The following is a 17,297-nucleotide window of genomic DNA, read 5'->3' as shown; positions in this document are numbered from 1 at the left end:
CAGCAGACCTATTACGCCAAATTCAATGAGGGCGCGCTGCTGCGCGGCTCGCTGAAGGATCAGGCGGAGTTCCTCAAGGCCGCAATGGGCCCGAATGCCTCCTACCTCACGCCGAACGAAGCCCGTGATTTCATGGACCGTAACCCGCTACCCGGCGGCGACGATCTCCCCCGCCCCGGCACCAGCGCGGCGGCGGTCATGCAGGAGGAAGACCAGAATGCGGCGTAGCCCCTTGCTCGCGGTATGCGCGCAGCGTCCCCCCGCCATGCCCGACCTCGGAACTGGCAACGACTGGCAGTTCGAAACGCAGGCCCTCGACCCGGGATTTGCTGCGTTCGAAGTCAAGGCGCTGGCGTCCGACAAGCCGACAATTTCGATCTTCGACCGCATCGGCGCCGATTATGACGGAAACGGCGTCACCGCCTCGCGTGTCGCTGCCGCCCTCCGGTCGATCGGCAACAAGGCGGTGACGGTCGAGATCAACTCGCCCGGCGGCAACTATTTCGAGGGGGTAGCGATCTACAACCTGCTACGCCGCCACGGGCAGGCGGTCGACGTGCAGATCCTCGGCATCGCCGCATCGGCCGCGTCAATCATTGCCATGGCGGGCGATACCATCGCGATCGCGCACAATGCCGAGATCATGATCCACCAGGCGCAGGGCGTGTTCTTCGGCAACGCCGACGACATGGAGGGAGCCATCCCGATCCTGCGCAAGCTCGATAGCGCGATGGTCGATGTCTATGCCGCGCGCACCGGCAAGGGTGCTGACGAACTGCTCGAGATGATGCGGGCGGAAACGTACATTGGCGGAGCCGAGGCCGTGAAGGCGGGCTTTGCCGACAGCGTCATGGAGCGGGAAGCCCAGATGCCGGTCTATGCGAGCGTCGACTCGCCAAAGGACAAGGCGAGCCTTGATAAGTTTCTCGCGACGAAGGGAGTGTCGCGTTCCGAGCGGCGCGACCTTTATCGTGCGATGGGGATGAGCACGCCGCGCGCTGCTGATCCTGACCCTGCCACGCCTCGCGCTGGCGATGAACCGGAGGCAATGTCTCGCCTCCTCCAGGCCATGACGGTCTAACCCCCACATAGGAAAAGCACCCATGTTCATGCAGAACACCGTGCGGACGGCTGGTCCGCGCGCTCGGGGTCTCATCGCCGTGCGCGCCGAGGCTCCGCCGACCATCGATGCGCTCGCGCGCGGTTTCGAGGCGTTCAAGGAGACGCACACCCGCCAGCTTGAGGAAATCAAAAAGGGCGTGGCCGATGTCGTCACCGCCGAGCAGCTGGAGAAGATCAACGCCGCGCTGACCGAATTGCAGACGGCGGTGGACGATCAGGCCAAGATTCAGGCCGCCGCCAAGCTGGGCAATGGGGCCGTGATCGGTGACCTTCAGGCCGACCCCGAATATACCGCCGCTTTCAGAGCGCATATGCGCAAGGGCGACAAGGCCCCCGCGGATATCCAAGCTGCGATGCAGAAGGGCACCGATGCCGATGGCGGGTATCTGGCTCCGATCGAGTGGGACCGCACCATCGGCGAAAAGCTGAAGCGCATCAGCCCCATGCGTCAGGAATCCCGCGTCATCACGATCGGCGTTGCGGGCTTCAAAAAGTATTTCGGCGACCGAGCAGTCGGGTCCGGCTGGGTCGGCGAGACTGCCAGCCGCCCCGCCACCACCACTCCGCAAATCGGCATCGTCGATTTCACTCCCGGCGAATTGTACGCGAACCCGGCCATCACCCAGCAGCTTCTGGACGATGCCGCCGTGGATCTCGAACAGTGGCTGGGCAGCGAGGTCGACACCGAATTCAATCGCCAGGAGGGTATCGCCTTCCTATCCGGCGACGGGTCCAACAAGCCTTATGGCGTGCTGACCTATGTGACTGGCGCTGCAAACGCGACTCGGCACCCCTATGGCGCGATCAAGGCCGTGCCGTCTGGTTCGGCGGCGGCTTTCAGCGGCGATGGCCTGCTGGATGTCATGTACGATCTGCCCAGCGAGTTTTCGGCCAACGCCAAATGGCACCTGAACCGGCTGTCGCTCAAGGACATCCGTAAGTTGAAGGATGGCCAGGGAAATTACCTGTGGCAGCCCAGCTATGCGTCGGGCCAGCCTCAGACGCTCGCGGGCGCGCCGGTGGTCGAATATCCCGACATGCCGACCGTCGCGGCCGGTAACATCGCTGCGCTCTTCGGCGACATGGAGGCCACGTATCTGGTCATTGACCGCGTGGGCATCCGCATCCTGCGTGACCCGTTCACCAACAAGCCGTTCGTACACTTCTACACCACGAAGCGCGTCGGCGGCGGCGTGCACAACCCCGAGCCGATGCGTGCCGTGAAGATCGGTACCGCGCTCTAATCTCCGCCGGGCCGGTTCGTTACCGGCCCGGTTCCTCGAAGCCGTGGTGCGCCACGATTTCGATGAACCAAGGAGAGCCCCATGGACACGACCAGCCAGAACAACGTCGCACCCGCGACCGAAATCGACACTTCGGGCGCGCCCCAGCAGATCGTCCCCGATGTCGATATGGACCATCCGGCCGTCGACAATGACCCGCGCGCGGGGACCACGACCGAGCAGAACCGCATCGACTTCAACGACCCGACGATTTCGGGGTCGGATCAGGTCGCCATCAACCTGGGCATGAAGACCGAGGAAGAGGCCGCCAAAGAGGCCAAGCGCGCCGCCAAGAAGGGCTGAAGCCCTTTCGGCTCCTCCAGCGAGCGAGGTAAATTATGGACATCGTCTCGCTGGAGGATGCCCGGCGCCAGCTGCGGCTGGGCTCCGACACGTCGCGTGATCAGGAATTGCAGGACTGGATCACCGACGCGCAGGGCTGGATCGAGGACTATACCGGCCACACCCTGACGCTGCGCGATGTGACGCAAACCTTTACCGGCTTCGAAACCATGGCTCTGCGGGCTTGGCCCGTTGCCGCGTCGGCCGTGCCGATCGTCACCTATACCGACCAGGCAGGGAATGCGGTCAGCGTTCCCACCGCGCGCATCGATGTCTCGCGCCGCCCGGCGCGGGTGGTGCCGTGGATCGGGTCGCGCTGGCCTTCGGTATCGGCAGGAACGACCGTCACCGTCACCGTGGCGGCCGGATATGCCAGCGCCGACGACGTGCCCCGCAATTTCCGTCGGGCCGCGTTGCTGCTGATCGGCGCATATGATGCGGACCGCGAAGGCGGTGAGATCATGCAGGCGGCAGAGGAAACAGCGCGTCGCCTCTGTGGCGGCAAGCGGGCTCGGTCGCTGTGAAGCGCGGTAAGGGGCTATCCAGCCGCCTCAACAACGAGATCGAGATCGTCCGTAAGGTCGAAACCGATACCGGTACCGGCGGGTCCACGGAGAGTTGGGAGGTCCTCGCCAAAGTACCGGCCGAGGTTATCGGGCTGACCGGGAGCGAGGTGCTGACCGAAAAGGTTCTGCAAGGTATCCGGGTCTATCGGATCACGATCCGTCACCGCACTGATGTAACCGAGGAATGCCAGGTCCGGTACGGAGATGAGGACCTCAATATCCGATCTGCGCTTGATCCGAAGGGGCAGCGCGAAGAGACCGTGATCCTCGCCGACACCGATGGCGCGCTGCCGACCCGCTGATGGCCGTCTCCCCGCGCAATGTGCAGGGCCTCGCCGAGGCCTATAGCCTGTTCGACCGCCTCCCATCGGCAGCCGAGCAGGAACTGGGCGTGGAGATGGTGGCGATCGGGCGTGAGGTGCTCGCCGCGCAGAAGGCAGACGTCGCGAAGGAAACGGGCACCTTAGAGAGCGCGCTGTCGCTCCAGGCGATTCTGGCGCGGCTCAAGGTCCGGATCGGCCTGCTGAAAGGGGCGCGCGAAGCCTACAAATTCAACGGGCGCGTCCGTCGCGCCATCCAGGGCGGCCCCTTCTATGGCCGTTTCGTGGAATTCGGTCGCCGGGCGCAGACGGTGCTCGTCACACGCCGCATCCGTGCCGCCAACCGCCGCTTGGCGGGCAACAATCGCAAGGGCAATAACCGGCGCGTGCTGTTCACCGGCGACAAGACGCGATTGCGCCGTCGCGGGCCGAACAAGGGCACGCCGGTCGGCAGCGCCTATAAAATCCGCGTCAAAGCACTGGCCGCTCGGCCGTTCGTGGCGCAGCCGCTGCTCGCTGACGTCGCCGATGCCCACCTATCCGATTTCTGGGCCAAGGCCCTGGAGCGCTTGGGGACTGGTTCATGACCGCACCGCTCGACCTTCTCACCGGCGCACAGGATGCCACCGTAAAGCTGCTGCGCGACCAGCTTCCCGCCGGTCAGCGCGAGATGGTCCGGCATTCGCTCAAGCAGGGCACCATGCCGCCGTTCCACCTCGTCGGCGATATGGACAGCGACAATATCGGCGGGAAAGACGAGCAGTTCGAGCAGATCAACGTCGACGTCCACACCGTCTACAAGGGCGCCGACCGGCGCGAATTGCTGGGGCTGATGCACACCGTCCGCATCGCGATCGACGGGAAATCCCTGACGATCGGCGGCATGCTGTTCCGTTTCCAGTTCGCAGGCGCGGCGGCCAGCACCGCGGCGGCCGACGGCGTCACCTACGCCGGGATCACCACAATCGAAGTCTACGCAGAACCCGCCTGATCCGGCGGCAATAGGAGTAACGACCATGGCGAACGAACAGGGCGACAACTGGCGCCTCCACATCAAGGTCGGGAACGCATATGTCCCGATCGCGGGTGAAACGAACCTGGAATGGCAGAGCCAGAACACCGAAAACGACATCAGCGACAAGGATTCGGGCGTCTACGGCGCGACCCAGTACGGCAACAAGAAGATCACCTTCACCGTCGCGGGCAACCTGAAGCTGCCGGATCCGGGCTTCGCCGCCCTTGAAGCGGCGTCCAATGCCAGCCCCCCGGCGGCCGATATCCAGATCAAGAAGGGCGCCAACGTCAAGTATCAGGGCCCAGTCGGCATCGGCAACTTCTCGGCGACCTTCCCGAAGGGCCAGCCTGCGACCTATTCGGTCAACCTGGCCAACTCGGCGGCCCCGACCGTCAACGCGCTCAGCGCGGCGGACGCGAGTTCGTAAGCCATGGCGGCTGCGAACAAGATCCGCGGCGAGCATTCGCTCAAGCTGGGGGGGCGGACCTTCGTACTCCGCCCTTCCCACGCCGCCATCGTCGCGATCGAGGACGAAACCGACCTCGGGTTGCTGGAGATCATCTCGGCGGCCGCGCGAGGCGGGCTGCGCCAGCGGCACATGGGGATCATCGCGGCCGAACTGATACGCGCCGGTGCGAAGGCGGAATCGGACAAGCATGTCGATGCCGAGCGGATCGGCGAGATGATATACGAGGCGGGGACTGGCAAGGCCCTGGCGACGATCCAGCTGTGTCTCGTCGACGCGGCCACCGGCGGGCGCACCGCCTCGGGGGAAGCGAAGGCGGCGGCAGTGGTGACGGACGGGGACGCTGGCGCCGCCTGATGGGGCTGGCCTTGGACGCATTCGGGTGGAGCCCTGACCAGTTCTGGTCATCCACACCGCATGAATTCTGGGCTGTGGTTGATGCGCGGATAGCGGCAGCGAAACGGAGGGGCTGATGGCAAACCGGACCACCCGTGAACTGTATTTGCAGGTCGGCGGCAATGTCGCTGGTCTCCAGACCGCCAGCAAGGCGGGCAAGAGCGCATTGCTGGAGATCGGCGGCGCGGCGGCCGACGTCCAGGCGGTGGTCGAGAAGGCGTTCAGCGACATGGCGTCCAACGCCCCGTCGGCGGCGAAGGCCTTGGAGCGCAGCTATAACCAGACGTTTGCTGCCATCCGCGCCAATGCCCAGGCCGCCCTCTCCTCGCCGTCCGATATCGGCGCGCTCCAGATCCTCGACGCTGGCGCAGCGGATCGCGCCGCGGATGCGGCTGAAAAGCAGGCGCTGGCGCTGCGGCAGGTTGCAACGGCAGCCGCCCAGGTCGCCCAGCGCGCCGGTGAGGCGGGCGAAGCCGAGCGCGTGCTTGCGGTCGCGGCGGCGGCCAATGCCCAGCAGGCGGAGACCGAGGCGGCGGCCTTGCGCAATCAGGCGAACGTCCTCAACTCGGTCAGCACCGAGCTTGTCGGCATGGGCAATGCGCACCGTGTCGTCGCCACCCGTTCGGAACAGCAGCGCCAATCGACCATCATGCTGGGTCAGCAGCTGCAAGACTTCTCGGTGCAGGTGGTCAGCGGCCAGAGCGTCGCCACCGCGTTCGCCCAGCAGATCGGTCAGGCGGCGTTCGCCGTGCAGGGCATGGGCGGAAAACTGGAGGGCGTCGCGAACTTCCTGACCTCCGGTTGGGGCATCGCCGCGACGATCGCGCTCACCGTCCTCGCCCCCCTCGTGTCCAAGGTGCTGGAGCATTCGGACGCGCTTGGCGATGAGACGGACAAGCTGAAAAAGAATGCCGAGGGCGCGGCCGTCGCCGATCAGGCGAAAAAGGCATTCGCTAGCACCGAGGCCGGTCTCATTGACGATGTGCGCCAGCTTACGAAGGAGATCGAGAAGCAGAACGACGCGCTGCTGACCAACTCAGAACGCCTTAATATCAAGGCGAAGGAAGACCTGAGGGGCCTGCAAAAGCGTCGCGCCGACCTGACGCAGGAATTGGCGACGGCGCGTGAAAATGAAAAGCGCAGCAATGATGCTCCGGGCGATCCCGAAGGGGGCTTGGCTGTCGGCCGCATCGCCGCATCGCGAGTTGTTACCGACCTTGAGGCCCGGCTGAAGGCCGTCAATGCCGCCATTGCCACCGCCAGCGCCGATCGGCTGGAGACCCAGAAGGACCTAGCAGGAGAGGCTGCGCGGCGTGCCGTCGATCCGCTTGAGCAAATCCGCCGCAAGTATGAGGGTGCCAATGGCCTGATCGAGCAGGCCAAGAAGCAGGCGACCGCCGAAGAGGTGACAAACGGGGTTCTGACCCGCCGCCTCGTGCTGCTCCGCCAGCAGCAGAAAGAAGAGACGGAGGCCGCGCAAAAGCGCCAGCGTGACGCACGCGCCACCCCGAACAACAATCAGATCGGCCGCAGCATCGATGTCACCGAGGCCATCCGCATCGCGAACAGCATCGGCGGCAAGGTCACCAGTGACGTTCGCTCGACCGAGCGGCAGGCGCAACTATACGCGGACAAGCTCGCTGGCCGCCACATAGGACCGGTCGCGAAGCCCGGCACCAGCGACCATGAGCGCGGCCAGGCCATCGATATCGCCTATGGCCCTGGCATCTCGGTGTCGTCGATCCGCAAGGCCTTCGCCAAGGAAGGCGTCGCCATCAGGCAGTTGCTCGATGAGAAAGAGCAGCGAGTCTATCACGTGGCGTTCGGTCCGAAGGGCAAGTCGCAGGAGACGATCAACCGGCAAGCCGAGGCGGCCGAGCAGAAGCGCGCGCGTGATGCAGAAGCCTATGCCCAGCTGAAGCTGCGGGCCGACGAGGAAGCCGTTCAGCTGCGCCGCTCGCAGGTCACCGACATTGCAGCAGCGGCGGACCTAGATGCCCAAGCCGTCGAGATCGAGCGTCAGCGCCTCGCTAGCGCGGCGGATGCCGGGGTCACGCAAAAGCGGTGGAGCCAGGCTCAGGCTGATGCCCTGAAGGCGGTCTATGCGTCGAATGCCGCGGCGAAGACCACGGCGATCCGTGACGCGGAAGCGCAGCGCCTGCTCGACCAGCAACTGGGCGCCGAGCGCGATCAGCTGCAGAACGCCAGCGCCCTCCTCCAGATACAGGGCGACCTCGCTACCACCAACGCCGAGCGCAAGCGGATCGCGCTGGAACTGCTGGCCAATGACGAGAAGTTGCAGCGCGCGCAGGCCGTGCGGCTCATCGGGTCGACCAACCCCGACGACTGGGCGCGCGGGGAAGGCATGCTCCGGCAAATCGATGCCGAACGGCCGGGCAAGACGGAGCAGATCAACCGCCAATTCGCCGACCCGCTGGAGACCTATCGGCGCCAGCTGCAACAGGCGACCGGCGACATGGATACGGCGCTCCAGGGCGTCGCGGTCCGCGGCTTCCAATCGCTCGAGGATGGGCTTGTCGGCCTGATTGACGGGACGGAGAATGTTGCCGGGGCGTTCAAGCGCATGGCGGCGTCTATCCTCGCCGACCTCGCGCGCATCGCGATCCAGAAGGCGATCCTCTCCGCCCTGCCCGGCGTCGGGAAATTCCTCGGCTTCTCCACGGGTGGCGAGGTGAAGGGACATGCCGCGGGCGGCCTGATCCTTGGCCCCGGCACAGGCACCTCGGACGATATCCTGTCCTGGCTGTCGAATGGGGAATTCGTCATGACGGCGGCGGCGACCCGGCGCTATCTGCCGATGCTGAAGGCGATGAACGACAACAAGCTGCCTGCCTTCGCAGCGGGCGGTATGGTCGGCAACGTCGTCGCGCTCCCCAGCGTCAACGGCGCCTATCGTGATGTCGCGGCGGCGCGCCAGCAGCGGATTGCGGCAGACGTGAATGTCCGCGTCGATGCGGGTCCCGAATTCGATGCCAAGATGACCGGCGTTGCGGTCCGCACCGTAGGCGCGGCAGCGGAGCCCATCATGGCAGGATCCGAAGCCCGCGTGATGCGGTCGCTGCGCCGCCCCTCGCTACCGGGAGCCCCAGGCTGATGCGCGTCGAGATGCCACGGACGCCAGTCGCGGCCGAAATCGAATGGATGCTGGATCAGCCCAGCCAGACGAACCGGTCCGAATTTAACGGGCGCGGCGGCGCGCGGACCAACATTCTCGCGGGCGGCGCGCGATGGTTCGCCAAGGTTACCATGCCGGTGGTGCTGTCCGAGCGGCAGTTCCGTCCCTGGCGGTCGTTTCTCGCCAAGGTCCGCGGGCGCGCCAACGTTTTCCGGGTGAAGGCGGTCGAACAGCCGCAGGTTGGCTTCCACTGCGTCGTCGTCGCCGACGGCGCCGGACAGAAGGGCTATTCGCTGAAGACGAAGGGCTGGTATCCCGGCGCGCAGATGCTCGACGGCATGTTCCTGACCATCGGCGACACCCTGCTGGTCGTGGATGGTGACACCGTCATTGCGGGCGTCGACGGCAAGCTGACCATCGCGGTGAACCCGCTCATTCCCGATGGCGTGGCGGACGGCGCGGCGATCGAGGTTCATGAGCCTTGGGCGCTGCTCCAGATGAGCGACACGCGCAACGGCTATACCGTCGGACGCGGTCAGACCTATTCCGTCAGCTTCCAGGCGGAGGAGCTATGAGCGTCCCTTCCTCACCCGACGCTGCTGGTGCGGAAGCGCTGGCCGAGCGGCTGCGCCACCCGGTCACCTTCTGCTTTCTCGACATCCTCGGCGAGCCGGTCCGCGTGACCAACGCACCCTACAGCTTCGCGTTCAGCGGGACCGGCGACGAGGATTTGGACGGCTTCACCTTCGACGCCGTCGACCCGCGTGTGGTGTCGGTCGGCACGGTGAAGGCGAAAGAGGGTGGGTCGGATACGCTGGTCCTCCAGCTGTCCGGCATTCCCGGCGTCGACGCGGACATGCTCGACCAGATCATGACGCGCACGAACTGGCAGGGACGCGACGCGCGGCTGTGGAAAGCGTTGCTCGACCCGCAGGACCCAAGCCGGATCATCAGCATGTGGTCCTATTTCACCGGCTATATGGCGGTCCCCCGGATCAGCGGCAGCCGGTCGAGTCAGACGATTACGCTGGAGGTGGAGACGTATCTGGCGTTCTTCGGCCAGGCGTCGAACCGAACCTATCTGGATCAGGCGGCGTTTGATCCTGGCGACCGATCGGCCGAGCTATCGATCGCCATCGCCAACGGCGCGAGCAAGCGGACATGAGGGCGCCCCGACTGCCCGATTGGGAGGCGCGACTTGCGGCCTATCTGGAATCGCACCGGCTTCGCCCGTTCGCTTGGGGTGATCATGATTGCTGTCTGTTCTGCGCGGGGGCTGTGGAGTCTATGACTGGCGTAGATCCGATGCCCGAATTCCGTGGGCGCTATTCCACTGCGATCGGTGCCGAGCGCGCCTTGCGTCGCTACGGGGGCGGCACGCTCGACGCCACGCTTGATGATAAATTCACGCCTGTCACGGCCAGCCTCGCGCGGCGCGGTGACATCATCATGTCGGGTGGTCTGCTCGGTATTTGCCTGGGGCTGCACCTCGTCGCTGTGGGGCAAGAGGGTGAGCGTGAGGGGCTGATCAGGATCGCGCGCAGCGCGTGGGATCAGCCGCTGGCGTGGCGCGTAGGCTGAAAGGCATCGGATGGCGAAAGCTTTAAAGGTCGCCGCGCTAGTCGTGGGCGGCGTCGCACTCGCTGCTACCGGTATTGGCGCTATCGGTTTGGCTGGCTTCGCTGGCACACTCTCGGTCGCTGGAATCTCGACGACGGCCCTATTTCTGGCATCTTCGGGGCTATCGATCGCAGCTGGCCTTCTCCAGAAAACGCCAAATGTTACCGGATCGCAGACAGACCGCCTCCATGCGACGATCGATCCCCGCGCCTACCGCAAAGAGGTGTTTGGCTCGACCGCCATGGCGACCGACGTCCGGTACGAAGAGTGGCATGGCGCGAACCAGGACTATTGCTCTTGGATAATCTGCGTCGCCTCCCACGCCATCGAGTCGATTGATGAGATTTGGTTGAACGACGAGTTGGCATGGACAGCGGCGGGCGGCCCCCAAGGCAAGTTCGTCGGGTATTTCTCGGTCCCTCACCTGACGCTCGAAGCTCAGGCCAGCGACGGCTATACCTTCGGATCCGGCCGCTGGAACGGCGACCGTCGCCTGACCGGCTGCGCTTGGCTTCACCTGCAATTCAAGGTCACGGGCAACAGCAAGAAGGCGGAGAGCCCGTTCAGCGGTGGCCCGACCAACCGCATGACGATCATCGGTAAGGGCGCTCGGCTGTATGATCCCAGCCGCGATTCGACGGTGCCGGGTGGTTCGGGGCCGATGCGCGCGAACGACCAGTCGACCTGGCGCTATGTGACCGATGATGGCGAGGTGATTGGGGAGAATCTGCCGCTCCAGATCCTGCGCCGCCTGCTCGGCTGGTGCATTCGCAACCCGGTGACGGGGGAAATGAAGTTGGCGCTGGGCTCGGGTATCCCGGCGAAGCGGATCGATGTGATGTCTTTCATGGTCGCCGCCCGACTGGCTGAGGAGCCTGTCATTCGGTCGGCAGGCGGCACCGAGCCGCGCTATCAGGGCGCGGGCGTGATCAGCGAGGGCGATGATCCCAAGACGGTCCTCGACATGCTTTGCGCGGGCTGCTGCGGCCGCTTCCGCGACACGGGTGGACGGCTGTCGCTGGTCATCGCGCACAACGACCTCGCCGAGGGCGCGATCGACGACGGACTGAACGAAGACGACGTCATCGGCGATTTCACCTTCGACCCAGACCCATCGCTGGAGGCCACGCCGAACATCGTCCGCGGGCGCTATGTCGATCCCTCCCCAGCCTCGCTCTATCAACTGATCGACTATCCCGAGATTCGTATCCCGAGCATCGACGGGATCGATCGCGTATTTCCGCTCGACCTAGGCGTAGTGGAAAGCCCCAGCCAGGCGCAGCGGATCGGCAAGCAGGTGCTTCAGCGCAAGCAGCTGACGCGGTCCTTCAAGGCGCCGTTCGATGAGAGAGCGTGGCGCTGGCCTGTAGGCAGCGTCGTGCCGTTCACATTTGCTCCGCTCGGATTCGTTCGGCAGCTCTGCCGCGTCGCATCGCAGGACATCTGCGATGAAGGCTCGAACCGGGGCGCATGCATCATGGAGCTGTCTCTCGAATATCAAGAAATCTATGCTTGGGATGGTAGCGACAAGGCCCCAGTCCGCGCTATCGCCGCGCCCGGCTACAATCCCGCGCTCGACCCGCTGGCCCAAGCTGTCATCCAAGCCGTGACGCCAATCGAGCAGTTGCTGATCGCCAGCAGCTATACGGTCGGGGCCACGATCAGCGCGGCGGATGCCTCGGGCAGCGCAACGGCGACGATCTCCGACCATAGCCGGGTCTATCAGGACCGCACCGTCGCGGTGACTGGCTCGACCATTGCCGGTCTGACCAGCTCGACCACCTATTTCTTCTATTACGATGACGTGGCGCGCGCGGGCGGAGCGGTAACGATCATCGCCACGACCGACGGCGCCGAGGCGTTCCCATCCTCCACCGCGCCAGCTCGGCACTATGTCGGCTCGGTGACGACCCCGGCCCCTGGCGGCGGTCCGTCGGATGGTGGTGGATCCAGCCCGCCCGGCGGCGGCGAGCCGATCCGCTACCCCGAAGAACGCCTCCCCTAACCGTAAATCGGAGCACCATATGGCGCATACTGCCTATCTGCCGATCATCGCCGATCGCTATGGCGCCGTCGTGCGTCACATCTTCGTCGCCGGGCTGGACCTGACGGGCATCGATATGCGCGCACAGGTCCGCTTGTACGGCGATGTCCCCGGCGCGCCGCTGGTCGACCTGACCACCGTGACCAATGGCAATGCCCAGGGGTTGCGCCTGGTCGAGGTGACCAGCGACGGCATCGGCATCCCGACCAGCCATGTCGAGCTCGTCATCAATGAATCGACGATGGAATCGCTACCCTACGCCGGGGAGATCGGCGACGTTACGACGCTGGCTTGGGATTGGCAGGTCACCATCGCGGGCCGCAAGCGCCGTCTGGCCAAAGGCGAGTTCCAGATCACCGGCGACGGCGTCACCGGTGCCGAGTCCGCTCCCGCCAATCGCATCGCCCCCTTCGGCCTCCCCCAGCGTCCCGTCGCCGACGTCTGGTCGTCCGCCCGCATGACTTTCGGAGAAGAGCAAGTGACCGTGCAGATTGATGGGGCGGATCTGGTCGCCCCCCTCGCCAAAAAGGCGTCTGACGCCGCAGCGTCAGCCGAAGCGGATCGCACCGGGGCTGAACTCGCAGCGGCCACGGCGCTGGCCGCCAGCCGGTATTTCCCGTCAAAGGCGGCGGGTGAGGCGGGAAGTGCAGTCGACCAGGCATTTTCGACCAATGATGCAGGAGTTCTTGTCAGCTACCGCCGCACTGCGGGCGGTTCGGTGGAAATCGCCCGATCTCTGACACCGGCGTCTATGGCGGCTTCGGATGGCCTCAGCCGAGTCGGCTTCAATCAGGGCTCAGCATTCGTCCAGACGCGGATGGCGCTGGACAAGCTGCGCGAGCTCGGTGCCAGCGTACGTGATACCGCAGCGAAGGGAGACTTTGATGCCGACGACACTGACGCGGTTCAGGAGATCATCGACCACTTCGGTGCGCGCGGCGGCCGTTTTCACTTCCCGCCGGGCATTTTCCGGACGACCCGCCCGCTCGTAGTCGGCTTGGGACTTCGGGAGCAGGCCATTTTTGGGCAAGGGCAGCGCGGGGTGTACCCCGGCCAGATCGACCCCAACACGTATCAGGGCGATCTCGCGGTCATCGTGCCGATGCACACGGAGCGCGCGGCAATCACCTTCTCCGGACAGACCGGCGATTCGAGCGTCACATTTCGCGATTTGGCAATTGCCACCATGACCGACGGCCCACGTCCGCAAGCCTGCTTCGGATGGGACACGACCGATCTCCAATTCCTGCGAAATTTCCGCATTTTCGGCGTGTCGATCAATGATTTCGTGTCGGCTTTCGACACCTATCAGACGAGCGGGGACATGAAACAGGTGGGTCTGCTTTGGGTCAGGGACTGCAACATTCACCGCAACGAGCATATTGCTCGGTCGCTAAACGATACGCAGTGGAACGGATTTTCTTTCTGCTTCAACGAGGCGGGCCAAAATGGTTACAATGTCGGCCATGGTGGGATCGATATATCGGGCCACAATGTCACGATTCTCGGCAACTGTCTCGAGGGCATGCGCGATCCCATCAAAGTCCGCGGGGCATATCGAGGCATCTATATCCACGCCAACTACCTTGAAGCTTGCGTCGGCAAGGCCCTCATCGATCTCCAAGGTGCACGGACATACGACATCGGAACCCAAGCCGAGCTTGCCCTTGATTTCGCCAACCTCGATCATGCGGTCTTGCTGACGAATTGCGGAAAAGGCACATCGGCGATCCCCTACCGCCCCTTCGGGGTGCACAAGATGCCGCCCCAAATTAACGGCAACGATGGCCGGCTTGGTGACAACGTCAATAATCCCTCGATCGGTACGGCGAACGAAGGATGGTGGCGCTGTGACAGTCTGGACGCTGCAAATTATGGGCGCGAGCCGGAAGCGGCGAGCATATCCCGTGCCCGCTCTCCGGTCAGTGCACGTGAAGCGAATCCCTTGGGCGGTGGCGGCGCGCTTCCGGTAGCAGAGCATATCTCAAGCGGCGCGGGTGCGATCAGCGATGAGCGGACGCTGGCCGGTGCGAGCGGCGATTGGTGCGTCATCTCCTGGCTCTTCAAGCGGGGGCTTCATACTGGTGACGCTGATCAGCCTTACCTCTCGATTGACGTCAATGGAGATGGCTCGCCTGGGCCGATGGATTATCCAATCAGCGAGTGGAACACTTGGTGGCGGGCGGGCGAGTGGTGCTTGCTGACGGCGGCGGTCAAACTGACAGCGCCCATGTCAAGCGTCCGTCTCACGTTCTTCCCGTTCGGGGTAAACCCGCCAGCCGGCCGAGTGACGCGCTATCTGCGGCCGATCGTTTACACCACCAACGCCCCCGACAAAATCGTGCCGTTCATCGATCAGGATTTCGCTCAGACGGTGACGGCGTCACCGGCGGCTGGGCAGTGGCGGGCGGGTGACCAGCTGAAGAACGCCAGCCCATCTAGTGGCGCGACACGGTTCGTCTGCACCGCTGACGGCGCGCCAGGTACTTGGATTTCGGCCTAAGCAGCCTCTTCCAGTGGCATCCCAAGATAAGGATTCCCGAGCCTGACGCGCGGTCTGTGGGCATGATAATCGCGCGTGAAGTATGGGTGCTGTAAATCCAGCATCCAATACATTTGGTCCAGCCAGAGGGCGTTTTTAAAAAGCCGCCAGTTCCGGAGGCCGTTCATTTTCACCACCTTGCGGTGCAGCCGATCGCGATTGAATTCGTCCACCGCCAGAAGCTCACCCGCGAATTGGTGGTGGTCGATGTTGTTTACGTCATCAAGGTAGACGGGTAGCCGGGGCAGAAAGGGAAAATCGTCGGCATCGAATAGGCGTAGCGCGTCGGTCGTGCTCGACCAGTAATCCACATCGATCGACACGAAGCCGATGAAGTCACCCGGCTCCAATATATCGCGCAGATCGCTTAGACGTTCAGTGATCGGGCCATAGAGGACGGAGGCATTGGACGGCAATGCGCGGTCAAGAGCGGCTTGGTCGTGCGGCTCGAAGTCTCCGTCCAAATATTTCTCGGGATGGTCGCGGTAATCGACAGGAGCAGGCATTCCCGAGCCCGCATCAAATCCGATGCACCGAAAAGGCATATCGTGATGGCGGCCCAGTGCCGCGCCGACCCGGCATAGATTCATCAGGCCAGCGCCTGATGCCACACCGAATTCGATGAAAACCAAGCGCTTAATCCCCAGCCGTTCCCGCTCTTTTGCTGCGAAGGCGAAGGCCTGCTGAAGGCCGAAAGCGTAAGGCTGGCGTGGGACCAGATCATAGTCGATTTTACGCGTGATGCTGCCAAAGGCCGCGACGCCAATCGAGGCCAGATTATAGAGGATCGGCTCCCCCGCCCGCTCCCGCCAAATGCGGGCCCAAATATGTGGTTCGAGCAGCTTCCTCAACATTTTGCCGATTCTCCTTGCGGGACGCGAAACCCCTGATCGCTCACCCGCCGAGCGCCTAGGTGACGAGCTAACTGGCGAGCGCGATTGTCGACCGCCCCTGCCGCGCGACGAACATGCTGCCCTGGTCGCCCGGTAAATGAAGTGACATGGTAATAGTCGGTGGGCTCCGGGCTCGCTGGTGAGAAGTAATAGTTCGACACGCACTGCCGCTGGACGTCGGCAATGATCGGGCTGACCGAGTGCCAGGAGTGACGGTTGGTTTCCATCACGACCAGCCGGTTGAAGCGCGAATGTATCGTTTCGGGGGTGCGAACACGGTCATCCCACAGCTCAAGATTGCCGCCGACGCCATCGGGGAAGTCCGGTGTCACATAGAACAGAAGATTTAGGCGGCGATAGCGCGTCCGGGTGGCCTCGTGGCTATTGTCGATGTGGGGATTGAGGAAATCACCCCGCTGCATGACGGACAGCCCGCCAGCGTATAGCGTCGGGTCGCCCGTCATTCCTGCGATGCCGGTCTGCGTGGCTATGAGCTGAGCAATCTCCGGCTGCTGGAATGCATAGGTGATGTCCGCCAGTAATGGCGGCAGGATATCGAACCGGCTGGAGGTCGATTTCCTCTCTCGAAAGCTGGCTCGGCGGCTGAAGGCACCCTGTCCGCGCTCGAAAGCGGCGCTGATCTCGGTAGCCCATCCGGCAGGCAGAAGGTCGTCGACAACTGCGTAGCGTGTCGCGGTAAGCGCGCCGGGCGCGCGCCACTGTGCTTCGATGTCCACCGACCGCAGGCGGTCGAGGATCGCTGAGGCGAATAGCTGCTGGTCCATCTCGCGAGTCTGCTCGCCGCGCGCCACCTGTTCAAGCTCAATAACACACTCAATACGGAGTGAAATCGATGGACAATGTAAGCTTCGCGGCCCGTGCGGTCGCGACGGGGGATGGCGCATGACCGTTGGAGCCCAGGCCGCCGAAGCTGTCGTGCAGACAGCTGCTGGCGGGTCTATCCGGGCGGGTGTCTGGACTGGCGTCATCCTCGCCGCGATCGGCGTCATCTCGCTGGTCGTGCGGCAATGGGGGCCGTGGCAGATCATCGCGCGTGACACCCGGCGGGCGGACATGGAGGGGATGGGCCGCCGTATCGCGGATCTCGAAAGCAGACTCGACCGCCAGACCGCCGCGCATGAGGTGAAGCTCGAGCAGGAGCGCGCGCAGCACGCGGCCGAGCTCCAGATCATGCGGCATCGGATGAATAACCTCGACCAGTGCCTGACCATGTTGCTGGCGCTCATCGAGCTCGACCCGGCCAAGGCTCGGGAGTCGGCCTCCCGCGTCCGCCAGATGCGCGAGCGTCAGGAAGCGCTCGAGGTCGCCGAGAAAGGCGCGATTGCCGCCGCTCGCATTGCCTCACCAACCACGGAGGAAACCTGATGTCCGACGTCGACCGCCATTGGCGTTACGTGATCGCTCTGGTGCTGATCGTCGGTTATCTCGCGCTCGCGGGCGCTGCGTTCTTCCACGAGGTCCCGGCGAACAACACCCGCTTCGTCGACGGCTATTTCACGGGCCTCGGCCCGATCGTCGGCGCGGCTGTCGC

General features: G+C 64.3%; 19 protein-coding genes and 1 pseudogene. 18 read left to right on the top strand and 2 right to left on the bottom strand.

What is annotated here, in order from left to right; translation table 11 throughout:
* The 17 genes and pseudogenes from GGQ89_RS18995 to GGQ89_RS18915 all read left to right on the top strand — a co-directional run.
* Nucleotides 1-228: pseudogene (locus GGQ89_RS18995) on the top strand (hypothetical protein); the annotation flags it as partial.
* Nucleotides 218-1,081, top strand: a complete 864-nt coding sequence (locus GGQ89_RS18990) for a head maturation protease, ClpP-related (protein WP_184106986.1) — start codon at nucleotides 218-220, stop codon at nucleotides 1,079-1,081. The pseudogene GGQ89_RS18995 and the gene GGQ89_RS18990, both read left to right, overlap by 11 nt.
* A gap of 22 nt (nucleotides 1,082-1,103) precedes the next feature.
* A complete protein-coding gene (locus GGQ89_RS18985) occupies nucleotides 1,104-2,366 on the top strand; it encodes a phage major capsid protein (RefSeq protein WP_206362669.1) in 1,263 nt (420 codons plus the stop codon).
* 81 nt (nucleotides 2,367-2,447) lie between these two features.
* Entirely contained in the window at nucleotides 2,448-2,708 is a 261-nt protein-coding gene (locus tag GGQ89_RS18980) for a hypothetical protein (protein ID WP_184106979.1), read from the top strand.
* A 35-nt stretch (nucleotides 2,709-2,743) separates the two neighbouring features.
* Nucleotides 2,744-3,271: a head-tail connector protein gene (locus GGQ89_RS18975; protein ID WP_184106977.1), complete on the top strand. Its 528-nt coding sequence runs from the start codon at nucleotides 2,744-2,746 to the stop codon at nucleotides 3,269-3,271.
* Entirely contained in the window at nucleotides 3,268-3,615 is a 348-nt protein-coding gene (locus tag GGQ89_RS18970; protein WP_184106973.1) for a phage head closure protein, read from the top strand. Before GGQ89_RS18975 ends, GGQ89_RS18970 begins: the two co-directional genes overlap by 4 nt.
* Nucleotides 3,615-4,220 carry a hypothetical protein gene (locus GGQ89_RS18965; RefSeq protein ID WP_184106972.1) on the top strand — a complete coding sequence of 202 codons (606 nt, stop codon included), beginning with the start codon at nucleotides 3,615-3,617 and terminating at the stop codon, nucleotides 4,218-4,220. Before GGQ89_RS18970 ends, GGQ89_RS18965 begins: the two co-directional genes overlap by 1 nt.
* Nucleotides 4,217-4,624, top strand: coding sequence for a hypothetical protein (locus GGQ89_RS18960; protein ID WP_184106970.1), 408 nt, complete (start codon nucleotides 4,217-4,219; stop codon nucleotides 4,622-4,624). The genes GGQ89_RS18965 and GGQ89_RS18960 overlap by 4 nt, the downstream gene beginning before the upstream one ends.
* A gap of 25 nt (nucleotides 4,625-4,649) precedes the next feature.
* A complete protein-coding gene (locus GGQ89_RS18955; RefSeq protein WP_184106968.1) occupies nucleotides 4,650-5,075 on the top strand; it encodes a phage tail tube protein in 426 nt (141 codons plus the stop codon).
* A gap of 3 nt (nucleotides 5,076-5,078) precedes the next feature.
* Nucleotides 5,079-5,471, top strand: coding sequence for a GTA-gp10 family protein (locus GGQ89_RS18950; protein ID WP_184106966.1), 393 nt, complete (start codon nucleotides 5,079-5,081; stop codon nucleotides 5,469-5,471).
* Nucleotides 5,471-5,587: a phage tail assembly chaperone gene (locus GGQ89_RS20400; RefSeq protein WP_184106964.1), complete on the top strand. Its 117-nt coding sequence runs from the start codon at nucleotides 5,471-5,473 to the stop codon at nucleotides 5,585-5,587. The genes GGQ89_RS18950 and GGQ89_RS20400 overlap by 1 nt, the downstream gene beginning before the upstream one ends.
* The gene (locus tag GGQ89_RS18940) at nucleotides 5,587-8,625 is read left to right on the top strand and encodes a phage tail tape measure C-terminal domain-containing protein (protein ID WP_184106962.1); all 3,039 of its coding nucleotides are present in this window, start codon (nucleotides 5,587-5,589) and stop codon (nucleotides 8,623-8,625) included. The genes GGQ89_RS20400 and GGQ89_RS18940 overlap by 1 nt, the downstream gene beginning before the upstream one ends.
* Nucleotides 8,625-9,221: a hypothetical protein gene (locus GGQ89_RS18935; RefSeq protein ID WP_184106960.1), complete on the top strand. Its 597-nt coding sequence runs from the start codon at nucleotides 8,625-8,627 to the stop codon at nucleotides 9,219-9,221. Before GGQ89_RS18940 ends, GGQ89_RS18935 begins: the two co-directional genes overlap by 1 nt.
* On the top strand, nucleotides 9,218-9,811 hold the full coding sequence (locus tag GGQ89_RS18930; RefSeq protein ID WP_184106958.1) for a hypothetical protein: 594 nt from the start codon (nucleotides 9,218-9,220) through the stop codon (nucleotides 9,809-9,811). Before GGQ89_RS18935 ends, GGQ89_RS18930 begins: the two co-directional genes overlap by 4 nt.
* Nucleotides 9,808-10,227 (top strand): DUF6950 family protein, encoded by a 420-nt coding sequence (locus GGQ89_RS18925; RefSeq protein ID WP_380772890.1) that lies wholly within the window; start codon nucleotides 9,808-9,810, stop codon nucleotides 10,225-10,227. Before GGQ89_RS18930 ends, GGQ89_RS18925 begins: the two co-directional genes overlap by 4 nt.
* A 43-nt stretch (nucleotides 10,228-10,270) precedes the next feature.
* The gene (locus GGQ89_RS18920; RefSeq protein ID WP_221239025.1) at nucleotides 10,271-12,271 is read left to right on the top strand and encodes a phage tail protein; all 2,001 of its coding nucleotides are present in this window, start codon (nucleotides 10,271-10,273) and stop codon (nucleotides 12,269-12,271) included.
* A gap of 19 nt (nucleotides 12,272-12,290) precedes the next feature.
* Nucleotides 12,291-14,813, top strand: coding sequence for a pectate lyase family protein (locus GGQ89_RS18915; protein ID WP_184106952.1), 2,523 nt, complete (start codon nucleotides 12,291-12,293; stop codon nucleotides 14,811-14,813).
* On the opposite strand, the gene GGQ89_RS18910 is transcribed toward GGQ89_RS18915, so the two are convergent.
* Complete coding sequence (locus GGQ89_RS18910; RefSeq protein WP_184106950.1) at nucleotides 14,810-15,706, bottom strand: hypothetical protein; 897 nt, start codon at nucleotides 15,704-15,706, stop codon at nucleotides 14,810-14,812. The genes GGQ89_RS18915 and GGQ89_RS18910 overlap by 4 nt on opposite strands.
* The gene (locus GGQ89_RS18905) at nucleotides 15,700-16,530 is read right to left on the bottom strand and encodes a 2OG-Fe(II) oxygenase (protein ID WP_184106948.1); all 831 of its coding nucleotides are present in this window, start codon (nucleotides 16,528-16,530) and stop codon (nucleotides 15,700-15,702) included. The genes GGQ89_RS18910 and GGQ89_RS18905 overlap by 7 nt, the downstream gene beginning before the upstream one ends.
* Nucleotides 16,531-16,648: 118 nt before the next feature.
* Here GGQ89_RS18905 and GGQ89_RS18900 point away from each other — a divergent pair, with 118 nt between their 5' ends.
* Nucleotides 16,649-17,131: a hypothetical protein gene (locus GGQ89_RS18900; RefSeq protein WP_184106946.1), complete on the top strand. Its 483-nt coding sequence runs from the start codon at nucleotides 16,649-16,651 to the stop codon at nucleotides 17,129-17,131.
* Nucleotides 17,132-17,297 lie beyond the last annotated feature (166 nt).

It is taken from the genome of Sphingomonas yabuuchiae, assembly GCF_014199595.1.
Taxonomy (GTDB): Bacteria; Pseudomonadota; Alphaproteobacteria; order Sphingomonadales; family Sphingomonadaceae; genus Sphingomonas; species Sphingomonas yabuuchiae.
This window is presented reverse-complemented; position numbering and strand designations above follow the sequence as displayed.